Below are 14356 nucleotides of genomic sequence, written 5' to 3' on the forward strand. Positions count from 1 at the left end.
TAACGTCGCGGCAACAGCGCATTCCTATATTCGGTCGTGTTGACGTGATCAACAAGTATCACGAACCGCCCCACCCCCGCCGACCCCAGCCACAGCGGGACCACCGACCTCTCGTGCACCGTCGCACGCCATCGCACCGTCTCGAGGAAGTTCCGTATGCAGGCTCCGCAGACCACGCCCGCCCCGGGCATCACCGGGTCGCTCGCCGATGGATCAGTGGTCGACGTCGAGTTGTCGACCGATGTCGACGGTATTCGTCGGGTACGGGCCGTCACACCGTTCGCGCCCGACGCGTCGCGTCCGGCCGATTGGCTCGATCTCCGCGGCCACCTGCTGCTGCCGCCCGCGGCCGAACCCCACGCACACCTGGACAAAGCCCTGTCCTGGCCGGAATTGTCGCCTCCGAGTGGTGATCTCGCCGATGCGATCGCCTCATGGCGGGCGGGCAGCATCTTTCTCGACGAGCAGTCCTTCCGGACGCGTGCGCTACAGGCGACCTCGTCCATGCTGGCCAACGGCATCACCGCGGTGCGCACCCATGCCGATGTGCTCGCACACGAGGATCCCCTGCGTGCCGTACGTGTGCTCACCGAGGTCCGGGACTCCGTGAGTGGACTCATGGACATCCAGATCGCCGTCCTGGTCAGCCCGTCGACGCCGACCGCACACATCGAGGCCGCTCTCGACGCGGGCGTCGATCTCATCGGCGGCGCACCACACATCGCCGACGATCCGCTCTACGAGCTCACGAGGCTGCTCGACCTGGCCGAGGAGCACGGCATCGGCGCCGACCTGCACGTCGACGAGTTCCTCGACGGCGACCACCTGACGATCGAGGTCTACGCCGACCGTGTCGCCGACTGGCCCGAGGACCGGATCCGCACGGCAGGCCACTGCTGTCGCCTCGACACCCTGCCCACCGACGCCCTTCAGCGCGTCGCACGGGCGCTCGCGCGCGCCCGCGTCTCGGTGGTCGCGCTGCCGGTGACGAATCTGTATCTGCAGGGCCGCTCCGGTCCCTCGGCCGGGCGTCGGGGGATCACCCCGATCGACGTACTGCGCGACCACGGCGTCCGTGTCGCCGGCGGCGCCGACAACATCCGCGACCCGTTCAACCCCGTCGGCCGGGCCGACCCCCTGGAGACTGCCGCCCTGCTGATCACCGCAGCACATCAGAGTCCCGACACAGCAACGGATCTGGTGACCGGCCAAGCGCGTGCCGTGCTCGGACTCGAGCCCGCGGGACCAGTTGTCGGTGCGCGAGCCGACTTCGTCGCGATTCGCGGCGCCGACCTCACCGAGGTGATCGCGACCGCCCCGGCCGACCGCGTCGTCATCGTGAACGGCATCACGGTGGCGCGCACGGAGACGACGACCTGGTCGGCGTTCCCGTCGCTACCGGATCTTTCCCCAGCAGGAGTGACCCGACCACAAGTGATCCAGCCAGCCATGTCCCCCGTCGGTATGGAGAGATGATGAGTTCACCCGCAACGACCCCCAGACCGGCACTCGGTCACCCGCTCGTCGGCTTCGAACACGTGGAACTCACCTATCCGGACGGCACCCATGCCCTCCGGGATGTGAACCTCACCGTGCGCGAGGGCGAATTCGTCAGCGTCGTGGGCCCATCCGGCTGCGGCAAGTCGACCCTGCTGCGCTTGTCGTCGGGATTGGAGACGATCACCGACGGCTACCTGCAGAGCGGAGCCGAGCGGATCGGTTACGTCTTCCAGGACGCCACCCTGCTCCCGTGGCGGACGGTGGCCGACAACGTCGCACTGCTCGGCGAGCTCGACGGCGCACCGAAAGCCGAACGGCGCGAGCGAGTTCGCGCCGCGCTCGAGACAGTCGGCCTGACCGGCTTCGACAAACACCTTCCGCACATGTTGTCCGGCGGGATGCGGATGCGGGTGTCGCTGGCCCGGTCACTGACCCTCGACCCCGACCTGTTCCTCTTCGACGAGCCGTTCGCCGCCCTCGACGAACTCACCCGCGAGCGACTCGGCACCGATCTGACCGAACTGTTCGCCGTCAAACGCTTTGCCGGCCTGTTCATCACACACTCGGTGGCCGAGGCCGCGTTCCTGTCCACCCGCGTCCTGGTGATGTCCGGACGTCCGGGGACCATCGTCGACGAGATCGAGGTCCCGTTCGACTACCCCCGGTCGCCCGACCTGCGCTTCGAACCGGAGTTCGGCGCGATCGCAGGCAGGATCTCCCGCGCACTCCGAGAGGCACATTCATGACCGCCCCCGAGACCGACACCGACACCACCGCGAGCGTGCGAACCCCGAAGCCCGGCAAGGCCGGGACCCCGGACCCTGGATCCACCACCGAGCTCGCCGTGGCGGCGCGCACGAGCCGACGCGGACGATCTCGCTCGAAAGCAGTGGGGGTCGCCGCACCGCTCGTCGTCCTGGCACTGGTCATCGGTGTCTGGTACCTCGTGAGCTACGCGGTCCTCGATCCCGGGCGACGATTCCTGATGCCACCTCCACATCAGGTCGTCACCGACGGCCTGCTCGGCGATGCCGCGCCGGCGATGTGGGAAGCGTTGAGCCGTACGGCGACCGTCGCACTGACCGGTCTGGTGATCGCCGCCGCCATCGGCATCACCTGGGCCGTGATCATGTCGCAGTCGCGCCTGATGGAGAACGCCCTGTTCCCGTATGCGGTGGTCCTGCAGTGTGTCCCGATCCTCGCACTCGTTCCGCTGGTCGGATTCTGGTTCGGATTCGGTTTCAGCGCCCGCGTTTTCGTCTGCGTGCTGATCTCGCTGTTCCCGATCGTGTCCAACACGCTGTTCGGCCTTCGGTCCGTCGATCGGCAGATGCGCGACCTGTTCGCCCTGCATCATCCGAGCCGCCTCACCATCTTGCGCAAACTCGAGTTCCCTGCCGCGATGCCGGCGATCTTCGCCGGCCTGCGGATCTCGGCCGGCCTGTCGGTGGTAGGCGCCATCGTCGGGGACTTCTTCTTCAAGCAGGGAAATCCTGGTATCGGCATCCTGATCGACAACTATCGGTCTCGGCTGCAGGCCGAGGAGTTGTTCGCCTCGATCGTGCTCGCCTCTCTTCTCGGCGTCGCCGTCTTCTGGTTCTTCGGGTGGCTCGGCAACCGCATCGTCGGACGCTGGTACCAGCACTGACCACCCTCGATCTCCGATCCGCCCCTGCCTCTTTCCTCACCCCTGACCACCTCATCGCCCCGAATCCCCCTGCACGAAGGAAGAACTCATGAGCACACACGTCTGGCGTCGTCTGTCCAAGACCACCGGTGTCGCGGCACTGGCCGCCGCCCTCGCGTTCACCGCAGCGTGCGGTTCCGGTGAGAGCACCGAGTCGTCCGGTTTCAGCGGGGCGGTCGGGCCGGTCGATCTGAGCGCGAACTGCCCGGAGAAGATCGTGGTCCAGACCGACTGGAACCCGGAAGCCGAGCACGGCCACCTCTATCAGCTTCTCGGCCCCGAGCCGACGATCAACGCCGGCAACAAGCGCGTCGTAGGGCCGCTGTTCGACCGCGGGGAGTACACCGGAGTCGACATCGAGATCCGCTCCGGCGGACCGGCAATCGGCTTCCAGTCGGTGACCTCGCAGATGTACTCGGATCCGGAGATCCTCCTCGGCTACGTGGACACCGACCAGGCGATCCAGAACTCGAAGGACAACCCGACGACCGCGGTGATGGCACCGCTCGACATCAGCCCGCAGATGATCATGTGGGACCCCGCCACCTATCCGCAGGCGCAGGGCATCGCCGACCTCAAAGCCGCGAACGCGCGCGTCCTCTACTTCGAGGGCGCCACCTACATGGACTACCTGACCGGTTCGGGCGTCCTCTCCCCCGATCAGGTCGACGGCAGCTACGACGGGTCACCGGCGAACTTCGTCTCCGACGGCGGCAAGACCGCCCAGCAGGGATTCGCGAGCTCTGAACCGCAGGTCTACCAGGAGGAGGTCGAGGGTTGGCAGAAGCCGGTGAAGTACCAGCTGATCCACGACGTCGGCTTCCCGTCCTACAAGTCGGCGGTCGCGGTTCGATCGGCGGCACTGGAGGAGAACGCCGCCTGCCTCGAGCAGCTCGTCCCCGTGTTGCAGCGCGGGTCCGTCGACTACCTGGCCTCGCCGCAGGCCGCGGACGCGGTCATCCTCGACGCCGTCGAGCAGTACGACACGGGCTGGGTGTACTCCCAGCGCAATGCCGACTACGCCCGCCAGACGATGGCCGACCTGAACCTGATGAGCAACGGCACCAACCAGACCATCGGCGACTTCGACACCGCCCGCGTCGCCCGCGTGATGGAGGTGACCGGTCCGATCTTCACCGAGCAGGGCACCCCGGCCGCCGACGGCCTGACCCCCGAGGCGATCGCGACCAACCGCTTCATCGACACCTCGGTGGGCCTGCCGTCATGACCGCGCCGGTGGTCGCCGTCGGCACCGATGAGGGTCGCCCCGACTTCGGACCCGACGACGTCGACGCGCTGGCCGACGACCTGCTCGCCATCGTCGGCCCGCGCGGCATCAGCTCCCTGCCCCGCGCACTCGAGCGGGCGGGGCGCGACGGCTCCGGAATGAGTCCGATCCTGTCGGCGCAGGACCTCGGGCAGCCCGACCTCGTGTGCTACCCGCGCTCGGCCGATGCGGTGCCCGCCATCGTGCGCGCAGCGGTCGCGCGCGGGGTGCCGATCACCACGCGCGGCAAGGGCACCGGCAACTACGGTCAGGTCATCCCTCGCTTCGGCGGCCTCGTCCTCGACATGACATCGTTGACCGAGATCAGCGACGTCACCGAACGTTCGGTCACCGGACAGGCCGGCGCGCGGATGATCAACCTGGAACAAACCGCCTGGGCCCACGACCGCCAACTGTGGATGTATCCGTCGACGGTCCAGTCGACGCTCGGCGGGTTCCTCGCGGGCGGCTCGGCAGGCACCGGCACGATCGTGCACGGACGCAACCACCAGGGCTTCGTGGACGCGCTCGACGTCGTCCACGCCACCGGCGATGCCGAGGTGGTCCATCTCGAGGGCGACGACGCGACTCCCTTCGTACACACCTACGGCGTCGCCGGCATCATCGTCGGCGCCACCATCCGCATCGAACCGTTGCAGCAGTGGCGTTGTGTCTATGCGAGTTTCGAATCCGGGCGGGAGGCGTTCGACGCGGCATACCAGCTGGCGGCGGTCGAGCCGAAGCCGCGTCTGCTGTCCGCGGACGGTCCGGTCATCACCGCGGCGCTGCCCGACGACCCCGCACTCGTTCGTGGACGCGCCAGCGTGCGCGGGATCATCGACGCTCGGGCGCTGACGGAGACCGCCGACCTGATCGCGGCCGCAGGCGGCCGCGTCGAAGCGATCCGGGAGGGTATCGCCGAGACGGTCAAGCTGTCGACGCTGTCCTACAACCACCCGACGTGGTGGTTACAGAAGTCGCAGCCGGACAGGTGGTTTCACATGGAGGTACGCGGCGATGCACTTGTCACCCGGCTCGACGAGGTCGAGCAGGTCTACGAGGGCGGGATGCTGCACCTCGAGGTCGGCCACGAGATGATGTTCGGGATGCTCAACGGGATCTACCGCAGTCCCCAGCAGGTCATCGACGGGGTCGCCGCACTCGAGGAACTCGGGGTCGGGGTCCACTCCCCGCACCAGTGGTACGTCGATCTCGACGCCGAGCGCGTGCGCGCGCTCGCTCAGCAGACCGATCCGAAGGGGTTGCTCAACCCGGGAAGGTGGATGTGAACGTGGTGGACACGGTGAACACTGCGAACCCAGGGACCGCGAGTCCGGCCGCGCATCGGCGGTACGCCGAGTTGACCACCGACGAGATCGACACCGCCCTGACGCGGGATTCGATCCTCGTCCTGCCCACGGGCGCAATCGAACCGCACGGACCCCACCTCCCGCTCGCCACCGATCTCATCGTCGCGGAGTCGGTTGCCGAGGCCGTCGTCGACCGCGGTGCCGCGGCGGGGCACGACGTCTGGCTGCTACCCGCGCTGGGATACACCAAGTCCGACGAGCATTCGCGGTTGCCGGGCACGATCTGGCTGCGCGCGACGACCCTGTTCGAGACGATCGTCGACATCGGCGCCTCGCTCGCACAGACCCCCGCGCGGCGGGTGCTGTTCCTGAACGCCCACGGCGGCAACTCCGCCTTGATCGAGGTCGCGGCGCGCGAGCTCCGGCGGCGGTTCGATCTGCAGACGTTCTTCTCCTCCGGCCCGGGGCATCCCGGCCCCACCGAACGCGGCCTCGGCATCCATGCCGGGTGGGCGGAGACGTCGATGATGCTGCACCTCCGACCGGATCTGGTGCACATGGACAAGGCCGTGGCATCGGTGGCGGACGCTGTCGCCGACGCCACGCACATAGGATTCGCCGGGACCGTCCGATTCGGCTGGCTCTCCACCGATTTCGCGGAGTCGGGCGTCATCGGCGATCCCACCGGCGCCGATGCATCGATCGGCGCGGAACTCTTCGACGAGCGCGTCGACGCCCTGGTCGCCGCGCTCCCGGAGATCGCCACATTCGACCCGGGCCGGGTCGGGCGGTGATCACCAGCGGCACCGGATTCGGAACCGACTGCGCGACCGAGGATCAGCTCACGATCCACCCGATGAGACTACTGCGGGAGTGGCTGCCGGCACCGCACGAGCCGCGTCCGTTGATGGCACTGGCCACGTGCGGGCGCGACGGCTATCCCCGGGTTCGGCACGTGCTGATCACCGAAGCCGACGACACCGCGGTGTACTTCCACACCGACACCAGGTCGGCAAAGGTCGCCGAACTCGCCGAGAGTCCGCGCGCCTCGGTCGCGATCGCCTGGCCCGCCGCCGGCCGTCAGGTCGTCGCACACGGTGACGTCCGGCGGGCGCCGGATGATGAGCTACACGAGGCGTATTCGCGTCGGTCTCGCTACCTGCAGCTGTTGGCGTGGCTGAACGACGACGACCTCGCTGCACTGTCACCCGACGAGCGACGGCGACGCTGGGCCGACTTCGACGCGACTCACCCTCGACTGACCGCACCGCCGACCTGGACCGGGTACGCCGTCGACCTGCGCGAGATCACCTTCTGGCGCGGCGACCCGGATGGACCGTCGCAGCGAGTACGGTTCACCCACAACGGAAATCATTGGACATCGGAGGTTCTACCGGGATGACCGGCACTTATCACAACGCCCTGATCCTGCCGGTCAGCGGAGAGAAGCCGTGGTTCTGGGGATGGCTGTCGGTCGGGGACGACGGCCGGATCTCCGGGATGGGCGAGGGCTCTCCCCCCGCCGACGCGCCATTTCCCCGTCACGACCTCGACGGCGCCTTCCTCGCACCCGGTTTCGTCTCGGCGCACAGCCACATCTACACCGCCGGGATGCGCGGGGTCGCCCCGAACAGTCCGTTGTACGAATGGGTCACGCTCAACAGCACGATGCTGCTCGGCGCCGAGGCGGAGGACCTGTATTGGATGACGCTGGCCGGCGGGCTCGACCACCTGTCCTCCGGCATCACGTCCGTGTACAACTTCACCCAGTCGCGCGTCCTGGCCCTCTTCGACTACGACGAATCCGTCTTGAAGGCGGCACGGGTGCACCCACCGGAATTCGTCACCTCCCAGGTGGACGGCCTGGCGGCCAGCGGAATCCGGTTCGTCACCAGCGTGCGACTCGACGACGAGCAACTCGGCGAGGATGCGGCCTTCGCCGGTTTCGACGAGGTGATGACCCACCTGGCAACAGTCGACCGCGGCCTCGATCTGGGCGGTTCGGTCTACGGCTCGGTGCAGTGGTCGTCGTCACAGGCGACCGCGGAACGCGAACGCGCCCTGATGGATCGGTACGGGATCACCAATCAGGCGCACTTCGTCGAGACCGCCGAACAGATCGAGATCCAGCAGTCGAAGTTCGACTGGTACGACGCCGCGGGCGTGTTGGGTCCCGACTTCGCGTTCGGCCATTTCGTCCATCCGACCGAGGACATGTTCACGCGCGTTCGCGAGACCGGGTCGGCGGTGGTGTGGCAACCGATGTCCAACGGACGCCTCGGCTCCGGGATCGCCGATGTACCCCGCCTGCTGCGGGATTCGGTCACCGTCGGCATGGGCGTCGACGACCAGTCGTGCACGGACGTGTCCGACCCGTTCGAGAACATGCGCACCGGGCTGTTCCTCCAGCGCGGAAAGCGCAGTGACGCAGCGATCCTGACGCCGATCGAGGCGCTCACGCTGCACACACTCGGTTCGGCGTCGGCGATGGGCGTGGCCGACCGGGTCGGTTCGCTGGAGGTGGGGAAGTTCGCCGATCTCCTCGTCGTCGATCCACGCTCGCCCCATCTCGGACCGATCTGGGACCCGATCGCCACCTATGTCCTCGGGTGCGGATTGCGGAACCTGCGCGAGGTCGTCGTGGGCGGTCGGTCGGTCTGGCACCGCGACGTGGCCGACCCCCGACGTGCACAGGCGGATTCCGAACTCACCGAACGGATGATCGCGTCAGCGGCGCAGTCCGGGATTCATCCGGTCGTGCCTGCGCTCCGCGGTCCGGACCGCACGAGCGCCGATGACCAGCGGTCGGTGTAGTCGGCGATCCGGGAATCGGTGGTGTAGGTGGAATCCATCAGGTACAGGCCCGGAGCCGGGCACACCGCGCCGAGTTCGACCAGGACCGGTTTGAGCAGCAGGTCGGGTGCCATCGCATGCGCCGGCCCCGCCCCCAGCATCAGTGGGACGGCCGTGACATCGCGCAGGCCCTCGCCGGTGGCGAACTGGTCGAGGAAGAGTTTGAGGACGCCGGTATAGGTCGCCTTGAAGGTCGGGCTCGCCACCACGACGAGGTCCGACGAGGCGACGGTCTCGACCGCACCCTGGACCGCGGTGTCACCCCACGCGAGCACGCCCGGCCCGAGTCCGATCACGTCCACGACATGGTCGGGTTCGGTTCCGGTCAGCGCTCTCGCCAACCGGCGGGCGGCGTCGAGCGTGCGCGAACCGGGCTTGGGGTTCCCGGCGACAACGGTGGTGGTCATGGTCCGCCTCTCGCAGTATCGGTCTCGCCTATCGTGCCGCAGCCGGAGCGGGCGCACCCGCCCGGCGCCGCAGTATCGTCACCGCCGCCGTGGTGACGACCAGCGCGACGATCGTCCCGACCGCGACTCCCACGACGGCCGTCGACTCACCCTGCGCGGACACGATGATCCCGACGAGCGCCCAGATCAGCGTGAGCGGGTAGGCGACGAGCACCGACCCGACGACGGCGGTGACCGCCAGCCCGACCAGGGCGCACGCGAGCAGGACGGCCAGCTGCCATCCCAGGGACTGCGGATCCGCCAGGTCGGCGCCGATCGCCGCGGCCCAGTTCTGGAACACAGCCGCGGTCGCCCACGCCGCGTAGACACCCACGAGGACCCGGGTCAGGACCGTGAGCCATCGAGGCGCCGAATCGTCGGCCGGCCTCGCGGCGATCCGGGCCGCGTCGAGCAGGACCACCGTCATGACCGTCAGCACGATCGGTGTCACCCATGTCCACTCCGCCGCCGACACGAGAATCCACACCGCTGCGCCGGCGAACGCGACTTCGAGGTCGACGAGCAACCGCCGCGGGTCACCGGTCCCGGTGGCCCCCTTCCACACCACGGCGACGGCGAACACGATCGACAGCAGGTAGATGAGGCTCCAGATAGAGAACGTGTAACCGGCCGGGGTAATCAGCAGATCGGTCGTCGACTCGTTGGGCGAGGCGCCGAAACCGGAGAACGGGACCACAGGCGCGAGTACCTGCGCCACGGCGAGCACTACGGCGAGCCAGGTGATCGGACCGGAGATGCGCGTGGGTGTCATGTGTCCCAACGTAGGCGTAATTTGTCGGATTCACGCGCGGAGTGTCGTCGAGATGCGAGCGAATCCCCTTGCTGCCTGGTCCGAGAGAAACCACAGAAAAACTGATCCCTGAGGTGCGAGGAGCGCCGACGACGAGCTGGTCCTACACCCGGTCTCACTGCCTCGAAGACATCCCAGGGGTGCAGGGTGTCAAGCGGCGAGGTTGGTGCGGTGGTTCCAGGCGGTGTGTTCGTTGTAGTGGGTGCGGTGGGCCAGGCAGCCGTGGAGGATGCCGACGAGCCGGTTGGCGACCGCACGCAATGCTTGGCTGTGGGACTTTCTCTGGTCGCGGAGAGTGTCGTAGTAGACGCGGGCGCCGGGACTGCCGGTCAGAGCGCTTTGCGCCATGCACAGTGCGGCGGCGTTGAGTCGGGTGTTGCGGATGTGGCGGGCCAACACGACGTGCCCTTTGCCTGAGGCGATGGTGCGTGGTGAGGTGCCGGCATAGTTTCTGCGAGACTTGGCAGTGGCATAGCGTTCGGGGTCATCCCCGAACTCGCCGAGCATCCGGGCGCCGGTGATGTCACCGACTCCGGGCATGGACAGGTAGATCTCGGCGTCCGGATGCGCTCTAAAAGACTGGGCCATAGTGGTTTCCAGTTGGATGATCTGGGTGTTGAGAGCGGCCAGCATTTCCACGGTCGCTGTCACGGTCGCCGCGTAGGCGGCGGTGAGTGCCTCGGGTGCGCCCAGATGGCCGCCACCGCGTAGGGCGTGCTGGATGTCGCGGGCACGGGTGTCGATATTGCGTTGTCGGCCACCCTTTTTCAGAGCCGATCGGATCGCCGCGACCGATAGTGCCGCACCCTGTCGTGGGGTGGGAGCGCGACGCAACACCGCCAGACAGTCTTTGTGGGCGAGGTCGCCGCCGAAGGCATCGACCGCGGCCGGGTAGTAGGCGCCCAGTTGGGAGCGCAACACATTCTGTTGCGCTGAACGCGCCCACACCAGGTTCTGGTGCGTGCGGGCCATCACCGTGATCGCGTCCGCGGCGACGGTATCGGCGGCGACGAGCCGATGGTTGTGCCGGTCGGTACGCACCAGATCAGCCAGCGTTTTCGCATCAGCCTTATCGGATTTGGTGCCCCCGACATGGTGGCGGTCGCGGTACCGCGATACCGACAACGGATTGATCGCGAACACCTGATAGCCCGCGGCGACCAGGGCGGTGACCCACATGCCGTGATCGGTTTCGATCCCGATCACTACCTCGCCAGGCTCTTGGGCATACCGGGCGATCAGTTCATGCATGGTGGTGGCGCCGGCAGCGTTCTCGGGTATTCGGCGGGTGGCCAGGGTGGTGCCGTGCTCATCCATCACGCACACATCGTGATGATCTGATGCCCAGTCGTTGCCCACAAAGATCATGACACTCGTTCACCTCGTCTTCGGTCGTCTCGACGATCTCGATGTGAACCTTGTGTGATCACCCTGACGCGGCCTAATGGATCAGTGCTCACCCACACGTTCAACGGGGCACGACATCCCAGAAGCGTTCTAGCGGGTGATCCTCGCCCGGCCGGGCCACGGTCTTCGTGTAGAAATCCGACACCGTTTCAGGGCCTGGCAGTGGTCACCGACCGGGAAGGCTCACACGACCAGCATCCCCCAAAAGGAAGCCGATCCACCCCCATTAGGGTCGCGCGAGCAACCCGCCGACTGATGAACCTCATCTCGACCGATCGACTTCGATCGAGGTTCATCGGTCGAGTTCGAGTTCATCGGTGAAAGGTGCAGTGCCGCAGGACCGGGTCGGCCCGGCGAGGGTCGTGCATCACATTTCCACACTGAATGGCGCCGCAGGAACCATCAGTCCGCGTCCCGAACCCGACGGCGCCGACCTCGGCGCGCCCTTCTGCTCCCTGAGGTGCGAGCGAAGCGAGCCTCGACGCGCTCCTTCTGATTGGAGACCGGTGGTGGGCGATATCGGCCGCATCGGCGCAGCAACTGTCGTGTGACGGCGGAGTCGCCGAGATCGTCGTCGACCCCGATGCCACAGGTCCTTTGACAACTCCACAGTGTGACACCTCCGTCGCATCAACGGGATCCCGTGGATCGGGAGGATGAACCATCCCCGGAAGCGCTTGCCAGAACATGGATTCCACGATCGGTTCTCGGAGCAGTTGTCATCGGAGAACTCGAACCGATGGTGTGACACCGGGAGTGATCAACCCACCGGGCGGAGGTCCGAGGTCGTACCCGGACGCGGTCCCCAGTACTTCTCGACCCAGCTGTCCGACCCGGCCCGTGGATCGGTCTCGGTGATGTCCCAGTCCACGAAGTCGTAGAGGTCGTGCGACATCTCGACGATGACGTCGTGGAGTTCGAGGGACTTCAGCCATCGCGGCGGGATCGCTGCCGCGCCATCGCGGGCCCCCAGCAGATTACCGGCGATCGCGCCCGTGGAGTCCGAGTCGCCGTCGTGGTTGACCGCGATGATCACCGCGTCCTCGAGGTCATCGGCCACGAGCGCGGAGTAGGTCGCGATCGCGAGTGCTTCCTCTCCGACCCAGCCTTCGCCGAGGCGTGCGATCGCCGCGTCGTGGGACAGGCCCGAACCGGCCAGTGCCTCGGCGGCGTCGAGCGCCGCCAGGGTCTCCCCGTGCCCGGCACGAGTCCGGAGAACCCCTTTCGCGACCGACAGCGCGTCGGGCAGGCTCGCCCCGCCGACCAGATCGCGGATCGCGACCGCGAGGACTCCGGCGGGGAGCGACCCGGAGGGATGTCCGTGAGTGAGCGAGGCGAGGGTGGCCGCGAGATCGAAAGTACCTGCGGCAGACCACTCTGCGCGTGCCGCGAACAACCCCACGGGCGCAACGCGCATCACGCCGCCGCACCCCTTGCTGTCATTGTCGGCGCGGGCTCCGGGGCGAGTGGTCACCCGGAGCGCTTCCAGACAGGTGGTGCCGGGTGCGCGACGGTCGTGCAACTCCTGGTGTCCGGACAGCCAACTCGACCTCTCGGCCGTCGCCAGCACACCGTGCCGGGGGTGACCGCCCTGGGTGATGAACCAGCGCAGATAGGCGCGGGCGGTCGTGGCCGCGTAGCAGGAGATTCCTCCCGCACAGTCGCGCGCCCAGGAACGCAGCAGACCCTCCGCGGTGAAGAGCGTCATCTGCGTGTCGTCGGTGACGGTGCCGACACCGCCGTACGCCTCGGCGTACGAGGTGATCCCGGTAGGCCCGAACGCGTCGAGAATCGCATCCCGCGTCGAGAACTCGACCGCTCCGCCGAGAGCGTCGCCGGCAGCCCCGGCGAGTAGACATCCGGTGTATCGATCCATGGTCGCCCCCTAGAGTTCTCCCCGGCGTTTCCCCATGGTCACACGCGCGGCCGAAACCTGCTGAACAGCGGACCGGCGGGGTATTTTCGGAGAACCTCGAGACGAAGGGGCCGGTCGGTGCTCTCCCTCATCCCCGATTCACAGCGACGCACACTCGACGAGATCGGTGAACGTCTCGACTTCTCCGTCGGCGACCGCACCGCCAAACGCAGCGCCTTCTGGCTGATGCTCACCCTGTCCGGGATCATCGCGGTGTCCGGAGTCGTCGCCGACAGCACGGTAACGGTCATCGGCGCGATGATCGTCGCGCCGCTGTCGACTCCGATCCTCGGCGTCGGCCTCGGGATCGTCACCGGCCGCGGCCGGCTCGTGCTCGCGAGCCTGGGTTACGTGCTCGCCGGGGTGATCCTGGTGACGATCCTCGGCGTCGTGTTCGCGCAGTTGCTGCCCAATCCGACCAGCGTGCTGTCCAATTCGCAGGTTCTGGGCCGGACATCACCGACGCTCGTCGACCTTCTGGCCGCACTGGCCACCGGCATGGCCGGCGCGGTCGCCATCACGCGTCGCGACGTCGGCGACGTGTTGCCCGGCGTGGCCATCGCAATCTCCCTGGTGCCGCCGCTCGGGGTCGTCGGGGTCTGCCTCGGGTCGGGGGCGCCGTCGCTCGCGATGGGAGCGCTCGTGCTGTTCGCCTCGAACGTCGTCGCGATGATCATCACCAGTCTGATCGTGCTGACTGTCGCGGGTTACGGCCGGGAAGCCGCCGAACACGCCCGCGAGCACCACTCGAGACCCTCGCCACGACGGGCCTACGCGGTACTCGCCGTCGCGCTCGTCGTCGTCACCGTCCCGATGGTCGCGAACTCGCTCTCCTCGCTGTGGTCCCGCCAGATCGCGACCGCGGCGGACTCCTGGCTACAGGCAGGCGGGAACGACACCGCGCAGGTCACCGACGTGTCCTGGACGGGCAGCACCGTCACCGTCAGTGTGCTGTCCCCGCAGGATCTGCCATCGGTCGGCGAACTCCAGACGACGGTCGATGATCTCGTGCCCTGGAACCCGGAGGTGGTGGTCGTGCACACGGTCGGCGAACGCGCGACCGCCGATTGAGAAACCCGAACCCAGGCAAGGCACGTCGACCTCTGCAAGAGTCGTACCCACGCAGTCGGACACCCACATCAGAATGGCGAGGTCAAGTA

The 14356-nt window shown here is 67.5% G+C and carries 13 protein-coding genes; 9 read left to right on the plus strand and 4 right to left on the minus strand.

Annotated elements, in window-relative coordinates:
• Positions 1–156 precede the first annotated feature (156 nt).
• The 8 genes from BCM27_RS21480 (at position 157) to BCM27_RS21515 (ending at position 8578) form a co-directional block, all read left to right on the plus strand.
• Positions 157–1476, plus strand: a complete 1320-nt coding sequence (locus BCM27_RS21480) for an amidohydrolase family protein (protein ID WP_004019155.1) — start codon at positions 157–159, stop codon at positions 1474–1476.
• The gene (locus BCM27_RS21485; RefSeq protein WP_004019156.1) at positions 1476–2246 is read left to right on the plus strand and encodes an ABC transporter ATP-binding protein; all 771 of its coding nucleotides are present in this window, start codon (positions 1476–1478) and stop codon (positions 2244–2246) included. The genes BCM27_RS21480 and BCM27_RS21485 overlap by 1 nt, the downstream gene beginning before the upstream one ends.
• Positions 2243–3148, plus strand: a complete 906-nt coding sequence (locus BCM27_RS21490) for an ABC transporter permease (protein ID WP_004019157.1) — start codon at positions 2243–2245, stop codon at positions 3146–3148. The genes BCM27_RS21485 and BCM27_RS21490 overlap by 4 nt, the downstream gene beginning before the upstream one ends.
• 88 nt (positions 3149–3236) lie before the next feature.
• On the plus strand, positions 3237–4415 hold the full coding sequence (locus tag BCM27_RS21495; protein WP_004019158.1) for a hypothetical protein: 1179 nt from the start codon (positions 3237–3239) through the stop codon (positions 4413–4415).
• Positions 4412–5743 carry an FAD-binding oxidoreductase gene (locus BCM27_RS21500; protein ID WP_004019159.1) on the plus strand — a complete coding sequence of 444 codons (1332 nt, stop codon included), beginning with the start codon at positions 4412–4414 and terminating at the stop codon, positions 5741–5743. Before BCM27_RS21495 ends, BCM27_RS21500 begins: the two co-directional genes overlap by 4 nt.
• Before the next feature lie 14 nt (positions 5744–5757).
• A complete protein-coding gene (locus BCM27_RS21505) occupies positions 5758–6558 on the plus strand; it encodes a creatininase family protein (RefSeq protein WP_033206487.1) in 801 nt (266 codons plus the stop codon).
• Positions 6555–7166, plus strand: a complete 612-nt coding sequence (locus tag BCM27_RS21510; protein ID WP_004019161.1) for a pyridoxine/pyridoxamine 5'-phosphate oxidase — start codon at positions 6555–6557, stop codon at positions 7164–7166. The genes BCM27_RS21505 and BCM27_RS21510 overlap by 4 nt, the downstream gene beginning before the upstream one ends.
• Positions 7163–8578, plus strand: a complete 1416-nt coding sequence (locus tag BCM27_RS21515) for an amidohydrolase family protein (protein ID WP_004019162.1) — start codon at positions 7163–7165, stop codon at positions 8576–8578. Before BCM27_RS21510 ends, BCM27_RS21515 begins: the two co-directional genes overlap by 4 nt.
• On the opposite strand, the gene BCM27_RS21520 is transcribed toward BCM27_RS21515, so the two are convergent.
• The 4 genes from BCM27_RS21520 to BCM27_RS21535 form a co-directional block, all read right to left on the minus strand.
• The gene (locus tag BCM27_RS21520) at positions 8512–9024 is read right to left on the minus strand and encodes an NADPH-dependent FMN reductase (RefSeq protein WP_004019163.1); all 513 of its coding nucleotides are present in this window, start codon (positions 9022–9024) and stop codon (positions 8512–8514) included. The two genes, BCM27_RS21515 and BCM27_RS21520, sit on opposite strands and share 67 nt — an antisense overlap.
• A 28-nt stretch (positions 9025–9052) precedes the next feature.
• Positions 9053–9835: a hypothetical protein gene (locus BCM27_RS21525; protein ID WP_004019164.1), complete on the minus strand. Its 783-nt coding sequence runs from the start codon at positions 9833–9835 to the stop codon at positions 9053–9055.
• Positions 9836–10024: 189 nt separating this feature from the next.
• Positions 10025–11242 carry an IS110 family RNA-guided transposase gene (locus BCM27_RS21530; protein ID WP_004019165.1) on the minus strand — a complete coding sequence of 406 codons (1218 nt, stop codon included), beginning with the start codon at positions 11240–11242 and terminating at the stop codon, positions 10025–10027.
• A gap of 799 nt (positions 11243–12041) precedes the next feature.
• Positions 12042–13157 carry an ADP-ribosylglycohydrolase family protein gene (locus BCM27_RS21535; RefSeq protein ID WP_033204792.1) on the minus strand — a complete coding sequence of 372 codons (1116 nt, stop codon included), beginning with the start codon at positions 13155–13157 and terminating at the stop codon, positions 12042–12044.
• 117 nt (positions 13158–13274) lie between these two features.
• Between BCM27_RS21535 and BCM27_RS21540 the strand changes: the two genes are divergently transcribed.
• Positions 13275–14267: a TIGR00341 family protein gene (locus BCM27_RS21540; protein ID WP_004022237.1), complete on the plus strand. Its 993-nt coding sequence runs from the start codon at positions 13275–13277 to the stop codon at positions 14265–14267.
• The last annotated feature ends 89 nt before the right edge of the window (positions 14268–14356 follow it).

Origin of the sequence: Gordonia terrae (genome assembly GCF_001698225.1) — a bacterium.
In the GTDB taxonomy this organism is placed as follows: domain Bacteria; phylum Actinomycetota; class Actinomycetes; order Mycobacteriales; family Mycobacteriaceae; genus Gordonia; species Gordonia terrae.